The sequence below is a fragment of the Nocardia sp. NPDC051030 genome (assembly GCF_040683015.1).
GTDB lineage: Bacteria > Actinomycetota > Actinomycetes > Mycobacteriales > Mycobacteriaceae > Nocardia.
On the sequence record NZ_JBFBCD010000006.1, the window covers coordinates 364712 to 391560 of the forward strand.

A 26849-nucleotide genomic window follows, 5' to 3' on the forward strand; every position below is an offset into this window, starting at 1 on the left:
GCCGAGGGAGCTCTGGTGGTGGCGAATTCGGACATTCGACTCCGCCAGAGCTCCCTCACACCTGATCGGCGCGACTTCGCGACCAGGGGGGATGGCGCGCGGCGTAATCTGCTGTCGTCGCAGGTACGCGGGCGGTGGGTCCGTGGAGTCCTAGTCGCGGGAGGCGCAGCATGACCGCATCGGCGGTACGCGGGTATTACACGGCCGATGAGGTGCGGGCCGCGGAGGCGGAGCTGTTCACCCGGGTTCCGGAGGGAATGCCCATGCGGCGCGCCGCCTTCGGGCTCGCCGATGTGGTGGCGCGGGAATTGCGGGCGCGCACCGGCGGAGTGGCCGGGCGCAGCGTGACCCTGCTCGTCGGCTCCGGCGACAATGGCGGCGACGCGCTGTGGGCGGGATCCTTCCTGCGCCGCCGCGGAGTCGCCGTACGGGCCATCCTGTTCGCACCCGAGCGTGTCCACACGGCCGGGCTGGCAGCACTCCAGCGCGCGGGCGGCCGAATCTGCGCCGCCCCCGCCACCGTCGAGGAGTTGGAGGAAGACCCCGGCGCGATATTGCGGGTAAGGGTGTCGACCCATGTGCCCCAGCCTGTCCGCGATCTGCTCGGCGCGCCCGACCTGGTCGTCGACGGCATCGTAGGTATTTCCGGGCGCGGACCGCTCCGCCCGGTGGCGGCCGAAGTGGTTGCGGGCGTGCGAAGCCCGATCATCGCCGCCGACCTGCCGAGCGGCGTGGACCCCGACACCGGAGCCGTATCCGGCCCCGCCGTCCGCGCAGAGGTGACCGTAGCCTTCGGCGCGCACAAGCCGGTACACGCCCTGGCAGCCGCGCACTGCGGGCGAATCGAACTGGTGCCCATAGGCTTACAACTACCCTCAGCGAATCTGCTGGCAATGGATCCACGCTCGGTAGGTGCCGCCTGGCCCGTCCCCGGCGCGGCCGACGACAAATACACCCAGGGCGTAACAGGCGTCTGCGCCGGCAGCGGCACCTACCCCGGCGCAGCGGTCCTCTGCACCGGCGGCGCAATAGCCGCCACCTCCGGCATGGTGCGCTACACAGGCACCGCCGCACCCCAGGTCCTCGCCCACTACCCGGAAGTGATTGCCGCCGAATCCATTTCCGCCACCGGCCGAGTCCAATCCTGGGTCTTCGGCCCCGGCGCAGGCACCGACCCCGCCGCCCTGGATCGCCTCGCCGAAATCCTCGCCACCGACCTCCCCGTCGTAGTCGACGCCGACGGCCTCACCCTGCTCGCCAAGAACCCGGGCCTCGTAACCGGCCGCACCGCCCCGACAGTCCTGACCCCCCACGCCGGTGAATTCGCCCGCCTCACAGGCTCCGACCCCGCCCCCGACCGTGTAGCCGCAGTCCGCAAACTAGCCGACTCCTGGCAGGTCACAGTCCTCCTGAAGGGCCGCGCCACCCTGATCGCCACCCCCGGAGCCCCCGTAATCGTCAACGAAGCAGGCGCATCCTGGGCCGCCACAGCCGGTTCCGGCGACGTCCTCTCCGGCATCCTCGCCGCCCTCCTCTCCACCAACCTCCCCCCCTTCCTCGCAGCCCCCGCCGCAGCCCGAGCCCACGCCCTAGCCGCCAACCTCGCCGCCCACGAATCCACCCCCGCAGGCGCCCCAATCTCCGCCACCCCCTTGCTCTCCCACGTCCGCCAAGCAATAGCCACCCTCCGCGAACTCGCCGCCCCCAACTGACCTCACCCACTCTCTCCATCGAGGGGGACATAAGCAGGGGTTTTGTCCGGTAGGCCAAAGATCAAGAGACACAAGAACAAAAGACAAAGCCGCCCGGACAAGAAGAGAAAGAACCCAAAGACACAAGACTCGAGACAACCCGAGCGGGCCCGGTCCTGGTGTGTCGTCGGCGTGTCGGCGTGGCCTGTTCGTCGAGGGGGACATGAGCCGGGGTTTTGTCCGTTTACCCCAGCCTCATGTCCCACTGAACGTGTTCTACCCTGAGACGCGCAGCGGCGAGGCCTTGAGAGGCCTTCGCGGCTGCGCGTTGGTGTTTGTTCTTGTGTCTTTTGTTCTTTGGGGTTTGGTCCCGGAACGGGACCACAACCTTTCAGCCAGGCCGGAATCGGCGGCCGACGGCACCCGATGGGGGAGCCAAAGCCGGGTACGGCAGGCGACGCAACCACGCTACTTCTTTTCCCGCTCTACCCCAGCCCAGGGAGGGTCACTCTCCGACGGCGGCCTGGAGTGCGGCGCGCGCTGCGGCGATGGTCGGGTGGTGGGCGGTGCCTCGGCGGTAGGCGAGGTGGGTGCGGCGGTGGGTTTGCAGTGGGGTGAGGGCGATTTCGGGTGGGAGGGTGTGGATGCCCAGTTCGGGGACCAGGGCTACGCCTTGGCCTGCGGCTACCAGTGCCAGGACGGTGCCGAAGTCGTCGGCGTGGTGGCGGATTCGGGGGGTGAATCCCGTTGCGCGGCAGGCTCGGACGGTCATGGCGTGGCAGAGGGTTCCCGGGGTACCCGCGATCCAGAAGGAATCACGGTGTGCGGCAAGCGGGTCCGAGGTGGCTGCCGAGGACTCGGGTGAGGCCAGAGTGGCCAGATAGACGGTTTCCTGGAGGAGCGGTTCGGTGTCCAGTCCGGGGTCGGGGTCGACGGGAACGTAGTCGTATTCCTGAACCAGCGCGATGTCGAGTGTCTCGGCGCGGAGGGCGGCAGGTGCCGCAGCCGGATCCAGCTCGGTGACAAGAAGTTCCAGGTGAGGATGGGCTCGGCTGAGGCTGACCAGGGCCGGGGACAGGATGGTGCGGACGGCCGTCGGAAACGCTCCGATTCGGAGCGTGCCGGTGAGTTCGGTTCGAGCGGTGGCCAATTCGGCGGCCGCCTGTTCGAGAGTCGCGAGGATGGTCTCGGTGTGTTCGACCAAGCGGACCGCGGCCGGGGTGAGTGTCACGCTGCGGCCGGTGCGTTCCAGCAGCGGGACGCCCGCTTCGCGTTCCAGCGCAGTGAGCTGCTGCGAGACCGCGGACGGCGTGTAGGTGAGGGCGTCAGCCACAGCCGCGATGGTTTTGCGATGCGCAAGCTCACGGAGCAGCCGCAGGCGGCGAACATCGAGCATCAGCTCAGCTTACGCTCGAGTGCAGGAACCTGAACTGGTCCTGAAGGCCCGCCCCGACCAGGCTGGTAGCCATGACATTCACCGGATTGTTCGTGCCCCTGATCACGCCGTTCACCGCCACAGGCGAGATCGCCGAGGAAGCCTTGGCCGGTCTTGCCCACGAGTCCCTCGATGCGGGCGCGGCCGGGCTAGTCGCGCTGGGCACCACCGGCGAACCCGAAACACTCACCGAAGACGAACGGCGCCGAGTTCTCGACATCTGCGCGGACGTATGCCAAGAACGCGGAGTCCCGCTGATCGCCGGAGCCGGATCGAATTCCACCGCTGATTCGGTGCGAACCCTGTCCGCGCTCGACCCCCGCGTCTCGGCCGCGCTAGCCGTCGTCCCCTACTACACCCGCCCCTCCGAGAACGGCGTCGTAGAGCACTTCCGCCACCTGGCCGCCGCCAGCCCCGTACCGCTGATCATCTACCACATTCCGTACCGCACCGGCCGCCCGCTCACAGCCGAAACCCTGTGCCGCCTAGCCGAATTGCCGAATGTCGCCGGTTTCAAATACACGACCGGCGGCATCGACGACACCGCGATCGCCTTCCTCGGCCGAGTCCCCGCCCACACCTCAGTCCTGGCAGGCGACGACCTGTACGCCGCACCCCTGCTCGCCCTCGGGGCCTCCGGCGCAATCCTGGCCTGCTCGAATGTCGCCCCCGCCGCCTACGCCGAGCTGATCGCCGCCTGGCGCTCCGGCCCTCTCGATCAGGCCCGCGACCTCGGCAATCGCCTGGCTCCCCTCGCCGCCGCCCTGTTCGCCGAGCCGAATCCCACTGTCCTGAAAGGAGTCCTGGCCGCCCGGGGCCGCATTCCCACGCCCGATGTGCGCCTCCCCCTGCTCGCCGCGTCCGAGGCCTCCGTATCCGCCGCCCTCACCGCACTCGCCTCGGTCTCGGTAGCTCCCATAGCCTGACTGCGGCGCACGCTACGACCCGGGACCGGGTGTGATCCGGGTCGCGGCGGCGCGGATGGCAGGATCGGAAAGGTGAACAACCCCGACCCACAGGTTGAGACCGTCATAGATCTGAACGCCATCGCCCACAATGTGCGGATTCTGGCCCAGCACGCCGGTGACGCCGCCGTGATGGTGGTCGTGAAGGCCGACGGCTACAACCACGGCGCGGTCGAGGTAGGCCGGGCGGCCATTGCCGCGGGTGCGCGGGAGTTGGGCGTGACCACGCTCGACGAGGCGGTGGCCCTGCGTACCGCCGGTATCGAAGCGCCGATCCTGTGCTGGCTCAATAATTCCGACGCCGATTTCGGCCGTGCTATTGCCGCGGATATCGAGATCGCGGTGTCCTCGGTCGCGCATCTGGAATCGGTGGCGGACGCGGCCCGGCGGCTCGGGCAGTCCGCGACGGTTTCGCTCAAGGTCGATACCGGACTCAACCGCAATGGCATCTCGCAGATCGAGTATCCGCTGGTACTGGAGCTATTGAAGCGACTGGTCGCCGACGGCACGGTCCGCTTCCGCGCGATCTTCTCGCACCTCGCCAACGCCGATCTGCCGCAGCATCCGGTCAATGACATGCAGCGCGATCGCTTCCTGGATTTCATCGCCACCGCCAAGGACCACGGTCTGCAACCCGAGCTGGTGCACCTGGCGAATTCGGCTGCCACCCTGACTCGCCCGGATCTGGCCTTCGACATGGTGCGTCCCGGCATTGCGGCATACGGTCTTTCGCCGACTCCGGAGATCTCCGATTTCGGTTTGCGCCCCGCCATGACCTTCCGCGCCCGCGTCGCCCTGGTGAAGCGGGTCGCCGCCGGCGAGGGCGTCTCCTACGGGCATGAGTGGACCGCCGACCGCGACACCACCGTGGCCCTGATTCCCGCAGGGTACGCCGACGGCGTCTCTCGGATCCTGGGCGGCCGGTTCTCGGTGTGGGTGGGCGGCGAACTTCGCCCGAATGTCGGCCGCATCTGCATGGACCAGTTCCTGGTGAACCTCGGCGAGAACGAGTCCGGTGTGCGCGAGGGTGATGAGGCCATCCTGTTCGGCGGCGAGGCGGGCGTCACACACCCACAAGAGTGGGCAGACACACTCGGCACCATCCACTACGAAGTCGTGTGCTCACCGCGCGGCCGCACCGTGCGCAGCTATGTCGGAGACAGCAATCTCGGAGTGAACCAGTGAGCGACGCGCGCGGCCACCGCATGCTCCCCACCGTCGAGGACACCGAAACCCTCGGCCGGGAGCTCGCGGATCAGCTGCAAGCCGGTGACCTGGTGGTCTTGGACGGTCCGCTGGGCGCGGGCAAAACCGCACTCACCCGTGGCATCGCCGCTGGTCTCGGCGTCGAAGGACGGGTCAGCTCACCGACTTTCATCATTGCCCGCCAGCATCGCGCCGGATCGCATCCGGGCGCGGTCGCGCTGGTGCATGTGGACGCCTACCGCCTCGGCGGCGATCTCGATGAACTCGACGCCCTCGACCTGGACACCGACCTCGATCATGCGGTCGTGGTGGTCGAATGGGGTACCGGAGTGGTCGAGCACCTGTCGGACCGTCACCTGCGCGTGCAGCTCCGCCGCGAACCCGAGTCCGACGTGCGCACCGCCGAATGGGAATGGATCGCCGCCAACTAGCAGGTGGGGGTGCGGGCGCACACAGCACGCGACACCGAAGTGGCCGCTACCACCCGGTATCGTAAGGACAATCATGCTTATCCTCGCTGTCGACACCGCGACCCCCGCTGTTACAGCGGGACTGGTGGAACTGGAACCGGCTGACGCCGGGGCAACCGCACCCCGCATCACCACGATCATCTCCAAGGTGACCGTGGACGCACGCGCGCACAACGAGGTGCTGACCCCGCAAATCCTGGCCTGCCTCGCCGAATCCGGCCGGTCCCGCAGCGACATCGATGCCGTCGTCGCCGGAATCGGGCCCGGCCCGTTCACCGGGCTACGAGTGGGCCTGGCCACCGCCGCCGCCTTCGGTGACGCCCTCGGTGTGCCGGTGCACGGCGTGTGCAGCCTCGACGCCATTGCCGCCGACACCGAAAGCTACCTGCGCGACCCGGCCGAACCGGTCGAACTGCTGGTCGTTACCGATGCCCGCCGCCGCGAGGTGTACTGGGCCCGCTACCGCGCTCTGCCCACTTCGGAGTCCGCGGAGCCCTCCGTGGTTACGCAGGCTGCCGCCTCCGGGCTTGACGCGCACTCCGGGGGCCGCGTCGAAGGCCCCGAAGTGAGCAAGCCCGCGGATCTCGACCCCGCCGCTGCGACTGTGATCGCCGGTTCGGCCTCGCACGTCGACTATTTCGATCTCCCGGTGCTGCCGGTGGAGACTCCGTCCCCCGCCGGTCTGGTGCGCTGTGCCGCCGCCGATCTGCTCGCGGGCGTCACCCCCGAACCGTTGGTGCCGCTGTACCTGCGCCGTCCCGACGCCGTCGAGCGGAGCTATGCGCAGGTGGGGCGATGACCCTCCGCATCGAATCGATGCGGCCGGCCGATGTGTCGCGCTGCGCCGAGCTCGAACAGCTCCTGTTCCCCGAGGACGACCCCTGGCATGAGGTGTCGTTCCTGTCGGAACTCGCGGGCCCGCACAACCGCTACATCACCGCCCGCGACGCCGACGACCGCATGATCGGTTACGCCGGAATCGCCCTGCTCGGCACCGCCGAACACCCCGAAGCCGAAATCCACACCATCGGCGTGGATCCCGCATTGCATCGCGGCGGTGTCGGCACCCGTCTGCTGGAAGCCCTGCTGGCCGAGGCCGATCAGCGCGGCGGCCCGGTATTCCTGGAAGTGCGCACCGACAACGCGCCCGCCATCGCCATGTACGAGAAGCACGGCTTCCACATCATCGGCCTGCGCAAGAGCTACTACCAGCCCAGCGGCGCGGACGCGTACACCATGCGCCGCCCCGTCACCGCCGGATTCCCGCAGGACCTGCTCAACGGTTCTGCCGCAGAAGAAGATTCCGCCCTGCTCCCACCCGAGGTCCGGTCATGATCGTCATGGGTATCGAAAGCTCCTGCGACGAAACAGGAGTCGGCATCGTCCGCCATCTGCCGGACGGCAGCTGCGAACTACTCGCCGACGAGGTCGCCTCGAGCGTCGACCAGCACGCCCGCTTCGGCGGCGTGGTCCCGGAAATCGCGTCCCGCGCCCACCTCGAGGCCATCGTCCCCGCCATGCGCCGCGCGCTGGCGGCCGCGGGCATCGACAAGCCCGACGCCCTCGCCGTCACCATCGGTCCCGGCCTCGCCGGTGCCCTGCTGGTAGGCGTGGCTGCCGCGAAAGCCTATGCGGCAGCGTGGGATATCCCGTTCTACGCCCTCAACCATCTCGGCGGCCACGTGGCCGTGGACACCCTCGAACACGGCCCGCTGCCTCCGGCCGTCGCCCTCCTGGTCTCCGGCGGCCACACCCACCTGCTGAAGGTCACCGACCTCTCCCAGCCGATCGTCGAACTCGGCAGCACCGTCGACGATGCGGCGGGCGAGGCCTTCGACAAGGTTGCCCGCCTCCTCGGCCTCGGCTACCCGGGTGGACCGGTCCTGGATGCCCTTGCCTCCGAAGGTGATCCGCACGCCATCGCCTTCCCGCGCGGCATGACCGGCCCCCGCGACGCCCGCTACGACTTCTCGTTCTCCGGCCTCAAAACCGCGGTGGCCCGCTATGTCGAAGCGGCCCAACGCGAGGCCCGCGACCTCCCCATCCCCGATATCGCCGCGTCCTTCCAGGAGGCCGTCGCGGACGTCCTCACCATGAAGGCCGTCCGAGCTGCCCAAGACCTCGGCGTGGACACGATCGTCCTGGGCGGCGGCGCAACCGCGAACTCCCGAATCCGCTCGTTGGCCGAAGAACGCTGCACCGCAGCCGGTCTCACCCTCCGAGTCCCCAAGCCCCGCCTCTGCACCGACAACGGCGTCATGATCGCCACCCTAGGCGCACACGTAATAGCCGGCGGCGCAAAGCCTTCCGCGCTGACAGTGGCCACCGACCCCGGCCTGCCGGTCTCCACCAGCCAACTCTGACCGCTCGTACATCCCGGGCTGGGGTAAAGCGGGAAAAGAAGTAACGTGGTTGCGTCGCCTGCCGTACCCGGCTTTGGCTCCCCCATCGGGTGCCGTCGGCCGCCGATTCCGGCCTGGCTGAAAGGTTGTGGTCCCGTTCCGGGACCAACAACAAAAGACACAAGAACAAACACCAACGCGCAGCCGCGAAGGCCTCTCAAGGCCTCGCCGCTGCGCGTCTCAGGGGTAGAACACGTTCAGTGGGACATGAGGCTGGGGTAAACGGACAAAACCCCGGCTCATGTCCCCCTCGACGAACAGGCCACGCCGACGCGCCGCCAGCCGGGCCCGCTCGGGTTTGTTCACGCCCGAATCGCCGGATTCCCTTGCTGGGCACGAGTTCCGAGGGCCTCCACGGCCGGGTTGTCTCGATTCTTGTGTCTTTGGGCTAGTCGGTGGGGCGGATCAGGGTGGTGGTTGCGCCGCCTGCTGAGCCGGATCCGGAGCTGTTGCGCGGCACGCTCGGGGTGGTTGTGCCGGGTGTGATCGGGGTGGTTTCCGTTGTTGGTGGGAGGGTGGTGCCGAGTAATGGGCCCAGCAGGCGCGGGAGGTCTGCGGGGAACGGGATTTGGGGTAGGTCGGGGTCGGGGCGGAGCGGGGGCTGCTGGGGGGTGGTGGACAGCTCGCTGGGTTTGCCGCTGACGGTGGTTGGCTGGCCCGTGGGCGGAATGACGGGGGCCGTGGTCGTGCGGCCCTGGTTCACCGTGCTGGTGCCGGGGGTCGGGCCCGTGGATGGGGCTGTGGGTACGACTGGCTGGGTGGTTCCGGCTGTGGTGGGGGAGTAGTTGGTGCCCTGGGGTTCTGGGACCAGTTCCTTCACGCCGTAGCCGATGATCAGGCCGACGACCACGATCGCTCCGGCGAGAGTGCCCGCGAGCTTGGTGAACGTGCCGACCGGGGCGTCCGAGCCCAGGCTGATGACCGGGAATGTTGCCGGGGTGGCCGAATCCGCGACCAGGGCAGCGCCTTTGGCGATCGCGGCTTCCGGTTCGGGCACGGTGAAGACCGGGACGTCGAGTTGGCGTTCCAGCTGCACCACGATGGCGGGGGTGTTCGCGCCGCCGCCGATTACGGCTACCGCTTCCGGGAACTTGGGGGCTCGGGCGAAGACGCCGCGGGCGAAGACCGCCAGCTCGCGTAGGAGGTCCGAGATGAGTTCTTCGAAGTCCACGCGGGTGAGCTTGAGGGGCTGTCCGGCCACATGGTCGATGGTGACGGCGGGGGCGATGGACAGGTGTTCCTTGGCGGCGCGACTGCGGTTGAGGAGCATGCCGCGGTTGGGGCGGGTGCCGCGGCGGGCCAGGTGGCAGTCGAGGAGGTGTTGCAGGATCAGTTCGTCGACGGCGTTGCCGCTGATGGTGGTGGTGCGCTCGGAGCGCAGCACGGTGTCGTCGGCGTGATCGGCCACGGTGACGGTGGCTCCGGTCGCGCCGATGTCGAGTACGGCGACCGTCTCGTAGCGGTCCAGCAGGCCCGTGTGGCGCAGGAAGGACAGGGCGGCGGTGCTTTCGGGGATGAGGCGCACATCGCGGCGTTGCCGGCCGATAGCCGAGCGGATGATCTGGGCCTGTTCCCGGTCGCGGTAGGCGACGGCGATATCGGCGGGCGGCGCGGATTCGGGGCTGTGATGCACGCCGGACATGGCGACGGGATGCGCGCCTACGGGGTGCACGATGTCGCGGGGCATCTGGGTGGTCATCAGCTCGATGGAGGATGCCACGAGATCACCGAGGTCGGAGTGCGCGGTATCGGCCGTCACGACCCGGTAGTCGAAATTCTGGACGCCGTTCTGCGTGGTGGCGACCGTCGCGGAGCACACCACTTCGCTCCCGGCGGAAATGCCGAGGGATGTTCGCATGTTCACCTCCCTTCGAGCGGATGGTCATGGTGGCGCCGACCATCTCGAACGGACTGCGGAGTCCGCGCCGTATGGATGACGGCGACCGACCCCGAGCTACGGATCCGGCCGGGCCCTTGTCCGATGGGGCGTCGGGACCAGCCACTGATCACTTGCGGTAAAGCTCTCGTCTCATGCCTGCACGGACGATGCCGCACAGTTAGCGGGGTGAAGCGTTTGCTGCGTGAAGCCTTTGTGTAACTGTCGACGGTGCGCATGACGAAGGCGTAGTGGTCTTGTCGCGCGGCCGTCGTCAATGTTGTCACAATCCGTTATCCGAACGTTACAGATTTTCGTTTTTCTTTGGAAGCCCTCAGATTCCCTGGCCGTTCACTCGGCGCGTCGCGTTGTCCAGCGCCATTGCGGTGCCGGATCGACTGTTGGTAGCCCGTGGACCAGCACCGGGGATGCACGAGCCGAGTTGGCGTTGCATCTGTAAGTGCAGTCCGGGGTAGCAGAGCCCAGCCTTGAGCGCTGGCACTCCCATGTATAGAGTGCTAGCTGGCACTGGTTGTGTGCTCCAGAGCCAGCTATGACTACTGAGCAGGTGTCCCGGCACCCGCGACGACGGGGCTATGCGCAGGGGTCAGCAACATGACCGAAATCGTTCGTTCCGGGGAACCGCCCCGGACGAGATGAAATCCCCTGAAAGTGGAGGGCTCAACGTGGCGAGCGTGAACATCAAGCCGCTCGAGGACAAGATCCTCGTCCAGGCCAATGAGGCCGAAACCACCACCGCCTCCGGCCTGGTCATCCCCGACACGGCGAAGGAGAAGCCCCAGGAGGGCACCGTCATCGCCGTCGGCCCCGGCCGCTGGGACGAAGATGGCGAGAAGCGGATTCCGCTGGACGTCAAGGAAGGCGACGTCGTCATCTACAGCAAGTACGGCGGCACCGAGATCAAGTACGCCGGCTCGGACTACCTGATCCTGTCGGCGCGCGATCTGCTGGCCGTCGTCACCAAGTAAGCCGCTAGGCCTACGCATTCCCGCCCCGGCGTCGCCGCTGTACAGACAGCAAACGACCCGGGGCGGAGTGCGTTCGCCTCACCCAAACCTTCATTCGGGGGTTCGGGGGCCGGGCCCCCGAGTAACCCTGGACCCACCAGGAGTAGGTAACTCATGCCAAAGCAGATCGAGTTCGACGAGAAGGCTCGCCGGGCAATGGAACGTGGCGTCGACAAGCTTGCCGACGCCGTGAAGGTCACCCTGGGCCCGCGCGGCCGGCACGTGGTGCTGGCCAAGGCTTTCGGCGGCCCGACCGTCACCAATGACGGCGTGACCATCGCCCGCGAGATCGATCTCGAGGACCCGTTCGAGAACCTGGGCGCGCAGCTCGTCAAGAGCGTCGCCACCAAGACCAACGACGTCGCCGGCGACGGCACCACCACCGCCACCGTGCTGGCCCAGGCGCTCATCAAGGGCGGCCTGAAGAACATCGCGGCCGGCGCGAACCCGATGGTGCTCGGCAAGGGCATGGCCAAGGCCGCCGACGCGATCACCGTCGCCCTGGCCGCCGCCGCGACCCCCGTCAATGGCGAGAAGGCCATCGCGCAGGTCGCCACCGTGTCCTCGCGTGACGAGGAGATCGGCGCGCTGGTCGGCAAGGCGCTCACCACCGTCGGCAAGGACGGCGTGGTCACCATCGAGGAGTCCTCCTCGCTGCAGACCGAGCTGGAGATCACCGAGGGCGTGCAGTTCGACAAGGGCTACCTGTCGCCGTATTTCGTCACCGACCCGGAGACCCAGCAGGCCGTCTTCGAGGACGTCCTGATCCTGCTGAACCGCGAGAAGATCACCTCCCTGCCGGACCTGCTCCCGCTGCTGGAGAAGATCGCCGAGTCGGGCAAGCCGGTCGTCATCATCGCCGAGGACATCGAGGGCGAGGCGCTGTCGACCCTGGTCGTCAACGCGATCCGCAAGACCCTCAAGGCCGTTGCCGTGAAGGCCCCGTTCTTCGGTGACCGTCGCAAGGCGTTCCTGGACGACCTGGCCATCGTCACCGGCGGCACCGTGGTGAACCCGGATCTGGGCATCACCCTGCGCGAGGCCGGCCTCGAGGTGCTGGGCAAGGCCCGTCGCATCGTGGTCACCAAGGACGAGACCACCATCGTCGAGGGTGCGGGCACCCAGGAGGCCATCGACGCGCGGGTTTCCCAGCTGCGCAAGGAGATCGAGAACACCGACTCCGACTGGGACCGCGAGAAGCTGGAAGAGCGGCTGGCCAAGCTGGCCGGCGGCGTCGCCGTGATCAAGGTCGGCGCGGCCACCGAGACCGAGCTCAAGGAGCGCAAGTACCGCGTCGAGGATGCGGTCTCCTCCGCCAAGGCCGCGGTCGCCGAGGGCATCGTCCCCGGCGGCGGCACCGCCCTGGTGCAGGCGGCGGCCCAGCTCGTCGAGCTGCGTGACTCGCTGTCCGGCGACGAGGCGGTCGGCGTCGAGGTCGTGCGCGCGGCCCTGCTGGCCCCGCTGTTCTGGATCGCCAGCAACGCCGGCGTCGACGGCGCGGTCGTGGTCTCCAAGGTCACCGAGGGCAAGGACGGCTTCAACGCCGCCACCCTCACCTACGGTGACCTGGTCGCCGACGGCGTCATCGACCCGGTCAAGGTGACCCGCTCCGCCGTGGAGAACGCCATCTCCGTGGCGCGCATGGTCCTCACCACCGAGAGCGCCATCGTGGAGAAGCCGGCCGAGGAGCCGGCCAACGCCCACCACGGCCACTCGCACTGAGGCACTCGCTCATCTGAGCACGCCTGAATAAGCCAAGGCCCCCGAACGCGAATCGTGTTCGGGGGCCTTGTCGTTGAGGGCCGGGACTCACCGGGGCATGTGAACGTGTGTCGAGGTGACCACGGTCGAGCCGGGCGGTAGCGGTGCGAAATTCGAACTTCCGCTGAGGGCGATCACCCCGAAGGCGACCAGCCCGAGGGCGGTCAGCACCGCGAGGATCAGCAGGAGCGAGCGCAGGAAGTTGAGGGTCTGGTAGATCCCCGGTGGCACCTCAGGCATGGCCGTGGCGGGTCGGGAGGGCTGGGGCTTCGGCGCGGTGGAATTCGCGGATCATTGCTCTACGGGCATTTCGTGGGTCGCATCGACCCACGACCCCGGAATCCGCGGCCCGCTCGGCCAGCGTGCCGTACAGCGGGGCGAGATCGGTGGTGTGGAACAAGTCCCGGCCGGACATGAGAACCTCTTCCCCCTGAAGCTGATTGCGTCGGAAGGAACGGAAGCAATCACTGGGACAATCAACTGAAAACCGGCCAACCGCCCGGAGTGAACCGGACGGGCGACCGAAACCTTGGAGCGACGGAAACGGCCCGAATCAATCGTGTACGGCGCGGGGGCGACCGTTTCCGGGGTGAATAGCGGTGCGGCTGTGGTGAATCGCGGTCGGCGGTGCCTGGTCTGTAGCTATCGCGGCGAGTAGCCGATCGCGGAGCGCGGGCGGTGGCTCTACTGCCACCGATGCCGCGAACTCGGCGAGGGCCGCTCGGGTCTGCTGCACTTCCTGGGTGAAGTCCGCGCGCAGTACCGAATCGTCGGTATCCAATATTGCCTGCACTGCGCGCTGATCCTCGTCGCCGATCGATCCGAGCGCGACAGTGTGCGCGAGATCGATCTGGCCTTCGTTCATCTCACGTCACTCCCAAACTTTTCTTGAGTCGTGTCAATCCATCCCGTATACGGGACTTAACGGTCGGTAATCCTACGCCCAGATACGCCGCTACCTCGGCATATGTGCGCCCGCCGAAGTAAGCGAGCGAGATGGCTTCTCGTTGCGTCTCCGTCAGTGTCGCGAGACCTTGCAGCACTGCCTGCTGTTCCAGCCGTCGGCCTACTTCTTCGGTTACCTCATCGAATTCGTTACCGAGGGTGCTGGTTCCGTAGGCGACCTCGCGCAATGCGTGTGCCTGCTCCGCTCGCACCCGATCGACCGCGCGCCGGTGGGCGAGCGTCATCAACCAGGTGACCGCGGAGCCCTTGGCGGGATCGAAATTGGTTGCCGTGCGCCAGATCTGCAGGAAGACCTCTTGTGTGGTCTCCTCCGCATACCCGGGATCATGTAGCACACGTAGGACCAAGCCGAATACCCGCGCACTGGTGCGGTCGTACAGTTCGGCGAAAGCCTGCTCGTCGGAATGCCCGCAGCGTTGTAGAAGTGCTGCGAGTTCGAGGCTTTCGGCTGCGCGTGCCGTCACCGCAGAGTCCACGCTGGGTGTTTCCACCCGCCCGTCCCTGGAACTCTGGAACGAGTTGCCCTCTGCAGCCGACGGCCGCGTTGTCACAACGCTCCGTTCTGTGTCATCGGCCACGAGGGTAGCTTGCCGCTATGACCTCCTTTCGGGTGGGGGTATCGGCAAACCGATTGTCGCGCAGTCGATTTCCGTTTTGTACCGACTCGCCGCAAACGCGAACTTTGTGAGACACGCCGTGACTCGTCAGCCACAACCGATCCCTGCCTGGCAGTGGCCGGTTGTTTGCTAGACATTCGGCGCGCCGTGCCGCGCGGATGGGTATTTTTCCGAACCGGCCGCACTTACCCGAATCAGCGACACCGCTGGTAGACACCCGTCACATCAGAGATCAAGCAACGGCTCGCCGACGATTCCGGCGAGCGTGCATCTCGCGCTCGGTCTCGGACATTCCGCCCCAGATTCCGTAGGGCTCGCTGACCTTCAGGGCGTGCGAACGGCACTGCAGAAGCACGGGGCAGGCCCGGCAGACCTCTTTGGCGCGCATCTCCCGCTGGGCCCGCGCACGACCGCGCTCGCCATCCGGATGGAAGAAGACCGAGGAATCCTGGCCTCGGCAGGAACCGCGCATCTGCCAGTCCCAGACGTCGGCGTTCGGGCCGGGGAGGTGGGTCGGCATAGGCATGGTGAACTCCTTATGGTGCGAGCTCGTCGGCGTTGTCGAGCGGGTGCTGGTGGCAAACAGTTGGCCGCATCGCCGAAGCGCGGCGATCGCACTTCGCCGGTGCCGCAATTTCGAGCGGCGCCAACGTCGGCGATGTCGTACGTTAGGGCGGACAACTAAATCGAGTCAATAGTTTGTCCTATCGCGATTCAAATACCAGCGCATTAAGGAATTAACATCTTCGCTATTTACAAAGCGGCCGCTCTGTGGTGATACTGATCGGTTGCCCAGTAGCGCGGCGGTGCTGCGATAGCCCATCCGACTTGTCAAAAAGCCTGGTAGGACTAGGTTTCCGGTCGCGAACACGGTGAATCCCGGCTATGCCGGACCCCCGATCGGAGTGATCTCAGCCATTGCACCGAGCGCCGTGAGTAGGGTAGAGATGGCCGGCGAGAGGCCATCCGGTTAATAGCGCGAAACGCTATACGAATTCCTAACGGGCGTGCTAGGGGATAGCGAGAACACTTTTACGGAGTGGAAACACAAAGGCACTTGTGAATGCTGAAAGGTTGCTGAATATCTGTGGTATGGCGGCCTACGGCGACCACGGCGGCACTGGTTACAGTGCGGCGGTGCCTGTGCTCGAAGTGAACTCCGAACTCGCCGACGCCGCATTCGGTGCGACCCCGGGTCGCGCTGCCGCCGGATTGCCGGTCGCCGGCACCGCCCCCGAAAGTTGGCTCCGCGCCGTCGCATTGGGCGGGGTCGGTCACTACGCGGCCGCGCATGCCGAACTCCGGCGCGCCCGGCGATCTTCCAGCGACCCGATTCTGCGTTCGCTCACCCACAGCACCGAAGGCTCGCTGCTCCGCCAGCTCGGCTGGCACACACACGCCGCCGTCGCAGATGGGCGTGCGGCCGCCCTGGTGCTCTCCACTCCCTCTGCTCCCGGTCGCCACGGCGTCGCCGCAGAGTCGGAAGCCGCTCGCGCCGAGGCCGTTTGCGATGCATTGACGGGACTCGCCGCCGATGCGCTCGGCACCGCCCGCCCGGCCCTCGCGGCCCGACTGCTGCATCGTTGCCAGACCGAGTTCGACACCCATCTCTCCGGAGTCGAGGCCGCTTGGCGGCAACGTGTCCGACTCCACTGGGTGTGTGCTGAAACTGCGCTGTGCTCCCCGGGCTCCGGTTTGATCACCGCACCGCCCGGAACCGGCGGCGCGGACTCGCGACACGTCTCGGCTGATCCGGCTCTCGCGCACGCCGAGGCCGCCCTGGAACTCGCCGAGAAGGCTCCCTCCCTGCGGCATCGAGTCAAATCCCGGCTACTCGTGGCCGCCGCATCCGCCGCCGCGGGGGACCTCGGCCGATCGCTGTCCCTCGCAATCGAAGTCGATGCCCAGTGTCGGGAACTCGAATTGCTGCCACTGCGGTGGGCCTGCGCCATGTTGCGTTCCGGTCTCGATCCCACCGGAAACGCCGCCGCGGAGGCCGCCGTGTGCTCGCGGTTGCTGGCTGCTCGCGGTGGGGGATTGCGTTCGGACAGCGGTCTTCTCGACCGACCCTGAATCGTCTCGGGGAGGTCCCTGATACCTCCCCGAGAACGACCCCGTAACCGGTGGCGCAAATGTGATAGCCGCTATTGTTGAGCCCGTTCCGCCCTCCCGCGGAAGCACCGGCCCTCCCGCCGCGGTGCCACTCGTAACGCCAGGAACAGCTCTGACGATGAACAACACGGGTGAGGAGTTGGATCCCGCTGTCGTCGCTGCCGCAGCGCAGGGCGACCGGTCTGCCCTAGCCCAGGTACTGGAGAGCATCCGCCCCTTGGTGGTGCGGTATTGCCGTGCGCGCATCGGATCCGCCGAGCGGGGTCAGCTCTCCGCGGACGATGTGGCGCAGGAGGTTTGTCTGGCCGTCATGACAGCCCTTCCTAGGTATCAGGACCAGGGCAGACCCTTCATGGCCTTCGTGTACGGCATTGCTTCCCACAAAGTCGCCGACGCTCATCGAAACGCCGCCCGTAACAAGGCGGACGCCATGGCCGAAGTACCGGATGTCATATCCACCGACCAGGGGCCAGAGCAGCGAGCACTCGATTCCGAAACCAGTCGCCAGATGAACACTTTGCTGGCGACGCTTCCGGAGAAGCATCGAGAGATCCTGATCCTTCGCCTGGTCATGGGTTTGTCGGCCGAAGAAACCGCAGTCGCCGTGGGCAGTACGGCGGGTGCTATACGAGTCGCCCAGCATCGGGCACTCGCGAAACTCAAGTCTCAAGTGGCGAGGGCAGGTGAAATGTATGGCTAGGGATGGCGAGCGCGGTCGGGGCGACTGGAAGGCGCGATCTGGATCGCACAACAGCGGTCCCTACGCCGATGCGTCCGGTGGAGACGCCGGGCCGGTGGACATCGCAGCGGTACGCCGCGACGATGCGCTGATCGAAGCCATCGCCGGTGACGGTCCCGTGCAGACGGGAACCACCGAGGAGTATCAGCTCGCGGCGTTGCTCGCGAACTGGCGTGCGGAGATCGTTGCCGAGCCGATGCCGGCCGGACCGGACCTGGATTCCATTGTCGCAGCGGTTAATCAAGAAATAGGAGCGCGGCAGGCACGGGTCGGCGCGCGGAACAGCGGGCGACTACGGCTGCTGCGTCCCATCGCCGGTGCGGCGGCTGGGCTCGCATTGGTCATCGGCGGTCTGACGGCCTTCTCCTACAGTGCCCAGCCCGGCGATCCGCTCTGGCGGGTCAAAGAGGTCGTGTTCAGCGAACAGGCTCAGACCACCGTGGTGCAGCGCGCCGACAGTGATCTGGTCCAGGCGCAGAACCTGATCGATCAGGGCAAGCCGGAGCAGGCCAAGGCACTGATGGAAAGTGCCGCCAATAATGCGGGTCAGGTCAACGACACGACCAAGAAGGATGATCTGGTCGATCGCTGGCAGCAGCTGTTCGCGCAGTTGCAGACCAAGGCACCGGAGGTGGCCGCATCGCTGCTACCGGTGGCTCCGACCACGACCACCACGAAACCACCGGTCGTGACCACCAATCCGGATGTCACGGTGCTGCTGACGCCTGCTCCGGACACCTCCGGCGGCACCACGAAGCCGGTGGATCCGAGCACCGAGCCGAACGGTGGTAATCCGACGACGCCCGGCGGGGTCACGACCCTGCCGTCCACGCCGCCGGTGACCGCCAAGCCGACGCAGCCCTCGACCGGTGGCGAGCCCACCGAACCGGGGACCGTGCCGGGCGGCGGCGGGGTCACGACAACGTCCGCGGCATTGCCGACCGGAGGGCCGGGGACGATCACCAATCCCGGCGACGGTCAGCAGCCGGTGACGCAGCAGCCGGTTGAAAAACCGACAGCCGCGCCACCGGTGGTGCCGACCCAGAATCAGTTGCCGACCATCGCGCCGCAGCCCAGTCTGCAGCTCCCGGGAGTGCACTGAGGAACAGCTACAACGGACGAGTGCACAGTGAACTCGCGAACACCGATCGTCGGAAGACGGTCGGCTTTCTTTGAGATCAACACAGTTTTGAGATCGAGTGGCTCGGAGGGATCTGTACAGCGGTGAGGTCTGTATAGGTTCTTCGAGATACGCAGTGTTGGTTCTTCGGGATACGCGGTGTTGGTTCTTCGAGACACGCGGTGTTAGTTCTTCGAGATACGAAGTGCACGTCCGGAGTTGACCCCGGTCAACTCGAAAAGGGCCCGCGTCCAATCGGATGCGGGCCCTTTTGCGATGAGCTAGACGTCGAACCCGTCGAACCCGTCACCGTGCAACGCCTCGTTCATCGAAGCATCGGCGTATCCACGGCAGTAATCCCAGGTGACGTACGCCTCCGGGGTCGGGTCGTAGGCGGGCTCGTGCGGGCGCACAGTGCCGTCCACCAATAGCTGGAGGAGGTTGGCGCGCAACATGTCCCAGTCGTGGTAGTGGTCCTGTCGGCAGTCCTCGCAGCTGACAACCAGGCCGCGGATTCCGCGGTGTGCCAGCAGTGCCTCATATACCGCGAGGTCGGCGAGATCCTCTTCGACCGCTAGGCGCTCGTGAGGATCCAGCGGTTCCCCCGGCTCGATGGCATCGAGCGCGGCCGACGGGTCGGAGGGGTCTCCGGCGAATGGATCCGGCGGCAAGCCAGGTGGTAGATGGTCACGCACAGTCCCACGGTACGCAGAAAGAGGCCCTCTGCGCCAGCGCTGAAAGGTATTTGCCCCCACTTCGCTGGTGGTACGGCACACAGTCATGTCGTGCAGGCGATCACAGTCCCGTCGTGCAGGCAACCACAGTGATGTCGGGCAGGCAACCGCAGCGTTGTGGCGTACCCGACAACGCTGCGGTCATGCGGGGAATACAGTGCTTTCAGCGGCGGCTGCGCGGTGGCCGGGCGCGGCTGCGATACGGAATTGCGGGACCGATACCATGGTTGACCAAAGGCCGGGTAGTAATTCACCGGCATTGTCGTTCATCCACGCGTTCACCGGGACCCGGTCCGGGGACGTTGCCGAGCTCCAGGAGGGGTCGATCCGAATGAGCAGTCCCGTGACGGGCGAACGCAGTGATTTCGCCGGACGCGCCGGCCGCCCCCACACGGGCGGAGACGATCCGAACAAGATCGCCATGCTCGGCCTCACCTTCGACGACGTATTGCTGTTGCCTGCCGCCTCGGATCTGATTCCCAGTTCGGTCGACACCTCCAGCCGTCTGACTCGTGACATCACGCTGCGCACGCCGCTGGTGAGCTCCGCCATGGACACCGTCACCGAGGCGCGCATGGCCATCGCCATGGCCCGCGCGGGCGGTATGGGTGTGCTGCACCGCAATCTGTCGGTGGCCGCGCAGGCTTCGCAGGCCGAGACCGTGAAGCGGTCCGAGGCCGGCATGGTGACCGATCCGGTCACCTGTCGCCCGACCGACACGCTCGCTGAAGTCGATGCCATGTGTGCCAGATATCGCATCTCCGGTCTGCCCGTGGTGGACGAGAAGGGCGAGCTGGTCGGCATCATCACCAATCGCGATATGCGGTTCGAGGTCGATGAGAACCGTCAGGTCGCCGAGGTCATGACCAAGGCGCCGCTGATCACCGCGCAGGAGGGCGTCACCGCCGAGGCCGCGCTGGGCCTGCTGCGCCGCCACAAGATCGAGAAGCTGCCGATCGTGGACGGCAGCGGCAAGCTGCGCGGCCTGATCACGGTCAAGGACTTCGTCAAGACCGAGCAGTACCCGAACGCCACCAAGGACCGCGACGGCCGCCTGCTGGTCGGTGCCGCGGTCGGTGTCGGTGAAGACGCCTGGACGCGCGCCATGACCCTGGCCGACGTCGGCGTGGACGTGCTGATCGTGGACACCGCGCACGGGCATCAGGCCGGCGTGCTCCAGATGGTCACCAAGATCAAGGCCGAAGTCGGCGATCGCGTGCAGATCATCGGCGGCAATGTCGCCACTCGCGCGGGCGCCCTGGCGCTGGCCGAGGCGGGCGCGGACGCGGTGAAAGTGGGTGTGGGCCCCGGCTCCATCTGCACCACCCGCGTGGTCGCCGGTGTCGGCGCGCCGCAGATCACCGCCATCATGGAGGCCAATGCAGCGTGCGCGCCGCTCGGTGTTCCGGTCATCGCCGATGGTGGCGTGCAGTACTCCGGTGATATCGCCAAGGCGATCGCCGCCGGTGCCTCGACCGTCATGCTCGGTTCGCTGCTGGCCGGTACCGCCGAATCCCCGGGTGAACTGATCCTGGTGGGCGGCAAGCAGTTCAAGAGCTACCGCGGCATGGGTTCCCTCGGCGCGATGCAAGGCCGCGGCGAGGCCAAGTCCTACTCCAAGGACCGCTACTTCCAGGACGATGTGCTGTCGGAGAAGAAGCTGGTGCCCGAGGGCATCGAAGGCCGAGTGCCCTTCCGCGGCCCGCTGGACCAGGTCATCCACCAGCTGGTGGGCGGCCTCCGTGCGGCCATGGGTTACACCGGCGCGCAAGGCATCACGGATCTGCAGGCAGCACAGTTCGTGCAGATCACGGCGGCGGGTCTCAAGGAGTCGCACCCGCACGACATCACCATGACCGTCGAGGCTCCCAACTACACCACTCGTTAGCAGCCGCTCGTGGCCGGTTCGCCCTCGCGAACCGGCTCGACCGGTAGAGCCAACGTTTCCGAGAGGATTGACTGACGATGCGCGACCTCGTCGAGATCGGCATGGGCCGGACCGCCCGGCGCACCTACGAACTGGACGATATCGACATCGTTCCGTCGCGGCGGACCCGTTCGTCCAAGCAGGTTTCCGTGGCTTGGCAGCTGGACGCCTACCGGTTCGAGATCCCGTTCCTGGCCCATCCCACCGATGCGCTGGTGTCGCCGAAGTTCGCCATCGAACTCGGTAAGGCCGGCGGTCTGGGCGTCATCAATGGCGAGGGGCTATGGGCCCGGCACGCCGATGTGGACGCCAAGATCAAGCAGCTGGCCGACGTCGCCGAGAAGGAGGGCGTGGAGGCCGCTGTCGCACTGCTTCAGGAGCTGCACGCCGCGCCGATGAAGGCGGATCTGCTCGCGGCCGCGGTCGCGGAGGTGCGGGCCGCCGGAGTCACCACCGCCGTGCGGGTTTCGCCGCAGAACGCGCGGGCGCTCACCCCGGCCTTGGTTGCCGCGGGCATCGACCTGCTGGTCGTGCACGGCACCATCATCTCCGCCGAGCATGTCGGCGACGGTGAGCCGCTGAACCTCAAGACCTTCATCGCCGAACTGGATGTGCCGGTCGTCGCGGGCGGCGTGAGCGATCACCGCACCGCGCTGCACCTCATGCGCACCGGCGCGGCGGGCGTCATCGTCGGCTACGGCTCCATGCAGGGCGCGACCACCACCAATGAGGTGCTCGGCATCGCCGTGCCGATGGCCACCGCCATTGCCGACGCCGCCGCCGCGCGCCGCGACTACCTGGACGAGACCGGCGGGCGCTATGTGCACGTCATCGCGGACGGGGAGGCGCTCACCTCCGGTCATATCGCCAAGGCCATCGCCTGCGGTGCGGACGCCGTCATGCTGGGCGTGCCGCTGACCCTCGCCCAGGAGGCCCCGGGCGCGGGCTGGTACTGGCCTTCGGCCGCCGCGCACCCGTCCGTCCCGCGCGGCGCGGTCCTGCCGTACGCCATCGACGAGGAGCGCGTCCCGCTGGAGCAGGTCCTCAACGGCCCCTCCAACGATCCGTTCGGCTCGCTGAATCTGGTTGGCGGCCTGCGTCGTTCGATGGCCAAGTCGGGCTACTGCGACCTCAAGGAATTCCAGAAGGTCGGGCTCAACGTTCGCGGCTGAGAACCTACGAACGCCTCGCGCCCCCGTCGCTAGCTGCGACGGGGGCGCGAGACGTTTCGGGAGGTAGAACCCGGTGTTCGCAAAGGTGACAACCGATTTCGCGCGGAGCCGGACAACTCGTCGGCACCACCGGAATCGGTTCGGCAGTCGACCGTTGCCACGCGGGCGAGGCGGTCAACGACTCCTGGGCTGTGCGCTCAAGTCCCGCAGCGGCGGCATCGCTCGGTCCCTGAGGAATTCGCGAATAGCGGCGTTGACGGCTACGGGGTGGGTCATGTTCGCCGTTTGGCGGGCACCCTCGATTTCCACGTAGCGGGCGTCGGGGAGGCGGTCGGCCAGCTCGCGGGCGTGGGAGCGGGGGACTCCGCTGCGGGTGGGGTGGATTACCAGTGCGGGACAGGTGATCTCGGGTAGTCGGTCCAGGATCGAGTCGCGGGACAGGAGGGCTCCGGCGGCGATCTCGGTGGCGTGCGGGTCGCGGGCCAGCCAGCGCTTCACCCAGACGGCGCGATACCAGTCGTCGTCGCCGATGAGCCAGCGGGCTAGATGTTCGGCCAGGGCGTGGCGGGGCTTGTCCTCGGTCCACTTGTCGAGGAAGCGGCGGGCATTGTCGAGCTCGCCGACGGTGGGCTCGTGGGCCTCGCTGCTGATCAGGATGAGCGCCGAAACCCGTTCGGGCGCGAGCAACGCGGTGCGTAGCGCGATGAAGCCGCCCTGCGCGATGCCGCCCACCACGGCGCGCTCCACACAGAGTTGATCCATGACGGTCAGGGCATCGCGGGCACAGGTCCAGTAGGTGAACGGCAACCCCTCGTCACGAGTTCGGCCGTGCCCGCGCGCATCCCAGGAAATCAGCCGGAACTCCGGCGTCAACGCCGCCTGCTGCGATGCGAACATCGTTCGATCCATGAGGAATTCGTGTCCGAGCAACACCACCGGCCCGTCGCCCCCACTGTCCTCGTAATGGACTTCGGCATCGATCGCACGGGCGAATGGCACGAGTTAGAGGATAGCCAGAGCCTCTGACAAACAAAGGAGCTTTGTAACCCACCGCCACACAGTGTGTCGGTGTGTTGCCCGGGGCAAGGGTGTTCCATGTCTCTCACTAGACTGGGCGGGTGGCAGATACCCAGCGACCAGTCCTTGTTGTCGACTTCGGTGCGCAGTACGCGCAGTTGATCGCGCGCCGGGTGCGCGAGGCCAGCGTCTACTCCGAGGTGGTTCCGCATACCGCCACCATCGAGGAGATCGCCGAGAAGAACCCCCTCGCGGTGATTCTCTCCGGTGGTCCCAGCAGCGTGTACGCCGAGGGCGCGCCGCAGCTGGACGCGCGGCTGTTCGACCTGGACGTGCCGGTCTTCGGCATCTGCTACGGATTCCAGGCCATGGCGCAGGCGCTCGGCGGGACCGTGGCGCACACCGGGACTCGCGAGTACGGGCGCACCGAAATCAGTGTCGACGGCGGCGTGCTGCACGGCGGCCTGCCGACCCGACAGCCCGTGTGGATGAGCCACGGTGACGCGGTCACCGACGCGCCCGCCGGGTTCGAGGTCACCGGTACCTCCGCCGGTGCGCCGGTCGCGGCCTTCGAGAATCTGGAGCGTCGGCTCGCCGGTGTCCAGTACCACCCCGAAGTGCTGCACTCGCCGCACGGCCAGCAGGTGCTGAGCCGCTTCCTGCACGAGATTGCCGGGATTCCCGCGGCCTGGACCGCCTCCAATATCGCCGACGCGCTGATCAAGCAGGTGCGTGAGCAGGTCGGTGACGGGCACGCCATCTGCGGCCTGTCCGGCGGCGTCGACTCCGCGGTGGCGGCGGCCCTGGTGCAGCGCGCCATCGGCGACAAGCTGACCTGTGTGTTCGTCGATCACGGTCTGCTGCGGGCGGGCGAGCGCGAGCAGGTGCAGCGCGATTTCGTCGCCTCCACCGGCGCGAAGCTGGTCACCGTGGACGCGGTCGACAAGTTCCTGGGCGAGCTGAAGGGTGTCACCGACCCCGAAGAGAAGCGCAAGATCATCGGCCGCGAGTTCATCCGCTCCTTCGAGGACGCGGTCGCCGAGGTCGTCGCCGAACAGGGCGAGGCCAAGGTCGAATACCTGGTGCAGGGCACCCTGTACCCGGATGTCGTCGAATCCGGTGGCGGTGCGGGCACCGCGAATATCAAGAGCCACCACAATGTCGGCGGCCTGCCCGATGACCTCGAGTTCGCGCTCGTCGAACCGCTGCGACTGCTGTTCAAGGATGAGGTGCGCGCCGTCGGCCGCGAGCTCGGCCTGCCCGAGGAAATCGTCGCGCGGCAGCCGTTCCCCGGTCCGGGCCTGGCCATCCGCATTATCGGCGAGGTGACCTTCGACCGGCTCGAGCTGCTGCGTCAGGCCGATGCCATTGCGCGCGAGGAGCTTACGGCCGCCGGACTGGACAAGACGATCTGGCAGTGCCCGGTCGTGCTGCTGGCCGATGTCCGCAGCGTCGGCGTGCAGGGCGACGGCCGCACCTACGGGCATCCGATCGTGCTGCGACCGGTGTCCAGTGAGGATGCCATGACGGCCGACTGGACTCGCCTGCCTTACGAGGTGCTGGAACGCATCTCCACCCGCATCACCAACGAGGTGGCGGAGGTCAACCGCGTGGTGCTCGACGTGACGAGCAAGCCGCCGGGGACCATCGAATGGGAGTGAGCGCGTAGGTATACGCGAGAAGGGCCCTCGATCCCGGTGGATCGAGGGCCCTTTCCCGTTGTGCCGGAGCGCTATTCCTTGTGTTTGCGTGGGGACAGTACGAGCACGATTCCCACCACGATGGCGGCGATCACCACGATCCAGCCGAGCGAGAGGCCGCCCGATACCGGCCACGAATGCGGGCCGATGAAGGCCCAGACGCTCACCAGTAGGGCCAGCACACCGGCCAGGAGCAACGAGAACGACGGACGACGGGTCTTGTTCTCAGCCACGATTCACCTCCGCATTTCCCATTGTCACTTTGACATTCAAGTTGAGGACCGGGCCGGTGCCCGAGCCCGTCATGCCGCTCACGCAGTTCGAATCACCCATGTTCACATGGCAGGTGGTGTTGACTCGCATGTTCGGCGGGAGCACTACGCGGGCGTCGCCCATGCTCACCGAGACCGCGACCGTGCGGTCCTCGGTCAGTTGCAGTTTGCTCAGGTCGAGCGTGGCCGAGCCCATGGACACGTGGTACTCCGGTCGCAGGTCGGCCGCCGAGACGGCGGTCCAGGATTGATCGCCCATCGCGCCCTTGTCGAATTCGATCGGGCCGATCAGTGAGGCCAGGATGACGAAACCGGCGAGCGGGGCCAGCAGCACCATGAGGCCGTGGCCTCGGCGCAGGAACGCGCCGACGATCAGGCCGAGCGCCACCACCGCGAGGGCGGCCGCGCCGATTCGGGCCGGGGTCATCCACTCCACGCCGGAGGCCGCCACCGAACCTGCGGCCGCGGCGGCCAGGAGTGCCAGGCCGATCACCACCGGGGTGAGGCGGGAGCGCGGTCGGCGCGGGGGAGCCTGCACGGGCTGTTGAGCGGATGCGTTGTTGGGCTCGGGCAGATCCCAGGCCAGCGGGGCCACGCCGAAGGGGTCCCAGCCGGGCGGGGTGGGGCCGAAATCGGGGGAGAGGGGGGCGGGGCCGTAACCGGTGTAGGTGCGTTCCGAGGACGGAATACGGTGCAGGGTACGGGGTTCGGCCAGTTGTGGGCCGTCTTCAACCGTATCCTTATCGCCCTTGTCGAGCGGGACCGGAGTCGCGTCCTGTGGCGCATCCTTGTGCAGCACAACGGTTTCGGAATCGGTGCCGGGCTGCTGGTTGGCGGCCTGGACCTCCGGTTGACCCGTTGAATCTTGCTCGGCCGCCTCAGGTTTGCGCAGCACCACCGTTTCGGAATCCGCCGAAGGATCGGCGTCGGCCTTCGGAGCATCGTCGGCCTTCGAAACATCCTGGACCGGAACAAATTCAACCTTGTTCAGGACTTCCGTCGGAGCCTCGGCGGCCTGCTGCTGGTTCGGGTCGGGCTCATAGTGATCGGGGAGCTGGGTGTAGGGACCGTAGGTCTCATACGGGGCGTTGGTGCCCGGATACCCGGTCCAGAAAGGGTTGTTGGCGCTCGGATACGCGCTGTTGAGCACGCTGTCCGCGGCCGGATCCAGATAGCCCGCGGGCGGTTCCGGCTGCCGCTGATGCAGCAGCCACCAGCCCGCCAGCATGAGCGCGAAGCTGATCGCGCCGGACCCGCCGAGACCCACCCCGACAGGCCCCACCGTGCTCACGGCGATCCCCAACGCCACCATCAGCACAATGGTCTTGGACGAGGGCTGCGAGCTGTGACCCCGGCCCAGCAGCGATTCCGCCGCCGAACTCTGATCACCCTGCTGATTGAGCAGCAGCCAACCCAGCAGATAGAGCACGATTCCCGCCCCGCCGAACAAGGCCGACACCACGAACGCCACCCGAATCAGCACCGGGTCCACGCCGTAGCGGCGGCCGAATCCGGCGGCGACGCCCGCGATCGGTCCCTGCTGGGGCAGCCGCACCGGCCGGGTGCGCCACATATCGTGAATCTGATCCGCGAACCCGGCACGCCCGGTGCCCTTGGACCGATCGCTCGTTCTCGTCAT

The 26849-nt window shown here is 67.2% G+C and carries 26 protein-coding genes; 15 read left to right on the forward strand and 11 right to left on the reverse strand.

Going from position 1 to position 26849, the window contains the following annotated elements; genetic code table 11:
• The first annotated feature begins 170 nt into the window (after positions 1-170).
• Entirely contained in the window at positions 171-1712 is a 1542-nt protein-coding gene (locus AB0N05_RS22425) for an NAD(P)H-hydrate dehydratase (RefSeq protein ID WP_364697412.1), read from the forward strand.
• A gap of 484 nt (positions 1713-2196) precedes the next feature.
• Here AB0N05_RS22425 and AB0N05_RS22430 read toward each other — a convergent pair whose 3' ends face one another.
• Complete coding sequence (locus tag AB0N05_RS22430; protein ID WP_364697415.1) at positions 2197-3087, reverse strand: LysR substrate-binding domain-containing protein; 891 nt, start codon at positions 3085-3087, stop codon at positions 2197-2199.
• A 71-nt stretch (positions 3088-3158) separates the two neighbouring features.
• On the opposite strand from AB0N05_RS22430, the gene dapA reads away from it, so the two are divergent.
• From dapA to tsaD, 6 genes are all read left to right on the forward strand, one after another.
• The gene (dapA, locus tag AB0N05_RS22435) at positions 3159-4052 is read left to right on the forward strand and encodes a 4-hydroxy-tetrahydrodipicolinate synthase (protein WP_364697418.1); all 894 of its coding nucleotides are present in this window, start codon (positions 3159-3161) and stop codon (positions 4050-4052) included.
• Positions 4053-4124: 72 nt separating this feature from the next.
• Positions 4125-5276, forward strand: coding sequence for an alanine racemase (alr, locus tag AB0N05_RS22440; protein ID WP_364697421.1), 1152 nt, complete (start codon positions 4125-4127; stop codon positions 5274-5276).
• 20 nt (positions 5277-5296) lie between these two features.
• Positions 5297-5728, forward strand: coding sequence for a tRNA (adenosine(37)-N6)-threonylcarbamoyltransferase complex ATPase subunit type 1 TsaE (gene tsaE / locus AB0N05_RS22445; protein ID WP_364697901.1), 432 nt, complete (start codon positions 5297-5299; stop codon positions 5726-5728).
• Positions 5729-5801: 73 nt separating this feature from the next.
• Positions 5802-6566, forward strand: coding sequence for a tRNA (adenosine(37)-N6)-threonylcarbamoyltransferase complex dimerization subunit type 1 TsaB (gene tsaB, locus AB0N05_RS22450; RefSeq protein ID WP_364697424.1), 765 nt, complete (start codon positions 5802-5804; stop codon positions 6564-6566).
• Complete coding sequence (gene rimI, locus AB0N05_RS22455) at positions 6563-7102, forward strand: ribosomal protein S18-alanine N-acetyltransferase (RefSeq protein ID WP_364697427.1); 540 nt, start codon at positions 6563-6565, stop codon at positions 7100-7102. The genes tsaB and rimI overlap by 4 nt, the downstream gene beginning before the upstream one ends.
• Entirely contained in the window at positions 7099-8130 is a 1032-nt protein-coding gene (gene tsaD, locus AB0N05_RS22460; protein WP_364697430.1) for a tRNA (adenosine(37)-N6)-threonylcarbamoyltransferase complex transferase subunit TsaD, read from the forward strand. The genes rimI and tsaD overlap by 4 nt, the downstream gene beginning before the upstream one ends.
• Positions 8131-8557: 427 nt before the next feature.
• Here the strand turns inward: tsaD and AB0N05_RS22465 are convergent, their stop codons facing one another.
• Positions 8558-10027 carry an Hsp70 family protein gene (locus AB0N05_RS22465; RefSeq protein ID WP_364697433.1) on the reverse strand — a complete coding sequence of 490 codons (1470 nt, stop codon included), beginning with the start codon at positions 10025-10027 and terminating at the stop codon, positions 8558-8560.
• Positions 10028-10731: 704 nt separating this feature from the next.
• Here AB0N05_RS22465 and groES point away from each other — a divergent pair.
• Positions 10732-11034 carry a co-chaperone GroES gene (gene groES / locus AB0N05_RS22470; protein ID WP_067698216.1) on the forward strand — a complete coding sequence of 101 codons (303 nt, stop codon included), beginning with the start codon at positions 10732-10734 and terminating at the stop codon, positions 11032-11034.
• Positions 11035-11187: 153 nt separating this feature from the next.
• Positions 11188-12795, forward strand: a complete 1608-nt coding sequence (groL, locus tag AB0N05_RS22475; protein WP_364697437.1) for a chaperonin GroEL — start codon at positions 11188-11190, stop codon at positions 12793-12795.
• Positions 12796-12882: 87 nt separating this feature from the next.
• Here the strand turns inward: groL and AB0N05_RS22480 are convergent, their stop codons facing one another.
• The 5 genes from AB0N05_RS22480 to AB0N05_RS22500 all read right to left on the reverse strand — a co-directional run bounded on the left by AB0N05_RS22480 (position 12883) and on the right by AB0N05_RS22500 (position 14943).
• A complete protein-coding gene (locus tag AB0N05_RS22480; protein ID WP_364697440.1) occupies positions 12883-13074 on the reverse strand; it encodes a hypothetical protein in 192 nt (63 codons plus the stop codon).
• Positions 13067-13249, reverse strand: a complete 183-nt coding sequence (locus tag AB0N05_RS22485; protein ID WP_364697443.1) for a hypothetical protein — start codon at positions 13247-13249, stop codon at positions 13067-13069. The genes AB0N05_RS22480 and AB0N05_RS22485 overlap by 8 nt, the downstream gene beginning before the upstream one ends.
• 138 nt (positions 13250-13387) lie before the next feature.
• Positions 13388-13699 (reverse strand): hypothetical protein, encoded by a 312-nt coding sequence (locus tag AB0N05_RS22490; RefSeq protein ID WP_364697446.1) that lies wholly within the window; start codon positions 13697-13699, stop codon positions 13388-13390.
• 1 nt (position 13700) lies between these two features.
• Entirely contained in the window at positions 13701-14276 is a 576-nt protein-coding gene (locus AB0N05_RS22495; RefSeq protein WP_364697903.1) for a sigma-70 family RNA polymerase sigma factor, read from the reverse strand.
• A gap of 373 nt (positions 14277-14649) precedes the next feature.
• Positions 14650-14943: a WhiB family transcriptional regulator gene (locus AB0N05_RS22500; protein ID WP_153805677.1), complete on the reverse strand. Its 294-nt coding sequence runs from the start codon at positions 14941-14943 to the stop codon at positions 14650-14652.
• A gap of 611 nt (positions 14944-15554) precedes the next feature.
• Between AB0N05_RS22500 and AB0N05_RS22505 the strand changes: the two genes are divergently transcribed.
• The 3 genes from AB0N05_RS22505 (at position 15555) to AB0N05_RS22515 (ending at position 18370) form a co-directional block, all read left to right on the forward strand.
• Positions 15555-16490, forward strand: a complete 936-nt coding sequence (locus AB0N05_RS22505; protein ID WP_364697450.1) for a hypothetical protein — start codon at positions 15555-15557, stop codon at positions 16488-16490.
• A gap of 157 nt (positions 16491-16647) precedes the next feature.
• Positions 16648-17229, forward strand: coding sequence for a sigma-70 family RNA polymerase sigma factor (locus AB0N05_RS22510; RefSeq protein WP_364697453.1), 582 nt, complete (start codon positions 16648-16650; stop codon positions 17227-17229).
• On the forward strand, positions 17222-18370 hold the full coding sequence (locus AB0N05_RS22515; RefSeq protein WP_364697456.1) for an anti-sigma-D factor RsdA: 1149 nt from the start codon (positions 17222-17224) through the stop codon (positions 18368-18370). Before AB0N05_RS22510 ends, AB0N05_RS22515 begins: the two co-directional genes overlap by 8 nt.
• A gap of 299 nt (positions 18371-18669) precedes the next feature.
• Here AB0N05_RS22515 and AB0N05_RS22520 read toward each other — a convergent pair whose 3' ends face one another.
• The gene (locus AB0N05_RS22520) at positions 18670-19083 is read right to left on the reverse strand and encodes a DUF5319 domain-containing protein (RefSeq protein ID WP_029923780.1); all 414 of its coding nucleotides are present in this window, start codon (positions 19081-19083) and stop codon (positions 18670-18672) included.
• 370 nt (positions 19084-19453) lie between these two features.
• Here AB0N05_RS22520 and guaB point away from each other — a divergent pair, with 370 nt between their 5' ends.
• Together guaB and AB0N05_RS22530 are read left to right on the forward strand one after the other, a co-directional pair.
• Complete coding sequence (gene guaB, locus AB0N05_RS22525) at positions 19454-21010, forward strand: IMP dehydrogenase (protein ID WP_364697459.1); 1557 nt, start codon at positions 19454-19456, stop codon at positions 21008-21010.
• Between the two features lie 77 nt (positions 21011-21087).
• A complete protein-coding gene (locus AB0N05_RS22530) occupies positions 21088-22221 on the forward strand; it encodes a GuaB3 family IMP dehydrogenase-related protein (protein ID WP_364697462.1) in 1134 nt (377 codons plus the stop codon).
• A 174-nt stretch (positions 22222-22395) separates the two neighbouring features.
• Here the strand turns inward: AB0N05_RS22530 and AB0N05_RS22535 are convergent, their stop codons facing one another.
• Complete coding sequence (locus tag AB0N05_RS22535) at positions 22396-23220, reverse strand: alpha/beta hydrolase (protein WP_364697465.1); 825 nt, start codon at positions 23218-23220, stop codon at positions 22396-22398.
• Between the two features lie 119 nt (positions 23221-23339).
• Between AB0N05_RS22535 and guaA the strand changes: the two genes are divergently transcribed.
• Positions 23340-24899 (forward strand): glutamine-hydrolyzing GMP synthase, encoded by a 1560-nt coding sequence (gene guaA, locus AB0N05_RS22540; RefSeq protein WP_364697468.1) that lies wholly within the window; start codon positions 23340-23342, stop codon positions 24897-24899.
• 71 nt (positions 24900-24970) lie between these two features.
• On the opposite strand, the gene AB0N05_RS22545 is transcribed toward guaA, so the two are convergent.
• Entirely contained in the window at positions 24971-25171 is a 201-nt protein-coding gene (locus AB0N05_RS22545; RefSeq protein WP_364697471.1) for a hypothetical protein, read from the reverse strand.
• Positions 25164-26849 carry a PspC domain-containing protein gene (locus AB0N05_RS22550; RefSeq protein WP_364697474.1) on the reverse strand — a complete coding sequence of 562 codons (1686 nt, stop codon included), beginning with the start codon at positions 26847-26849 and terminating at the stop codon, positions 25164-25166. The genes AB0N05_RS22545 and AB0N05_RS22550 overlap by 8 nt, the downstream gene beginning before the upstream one ends.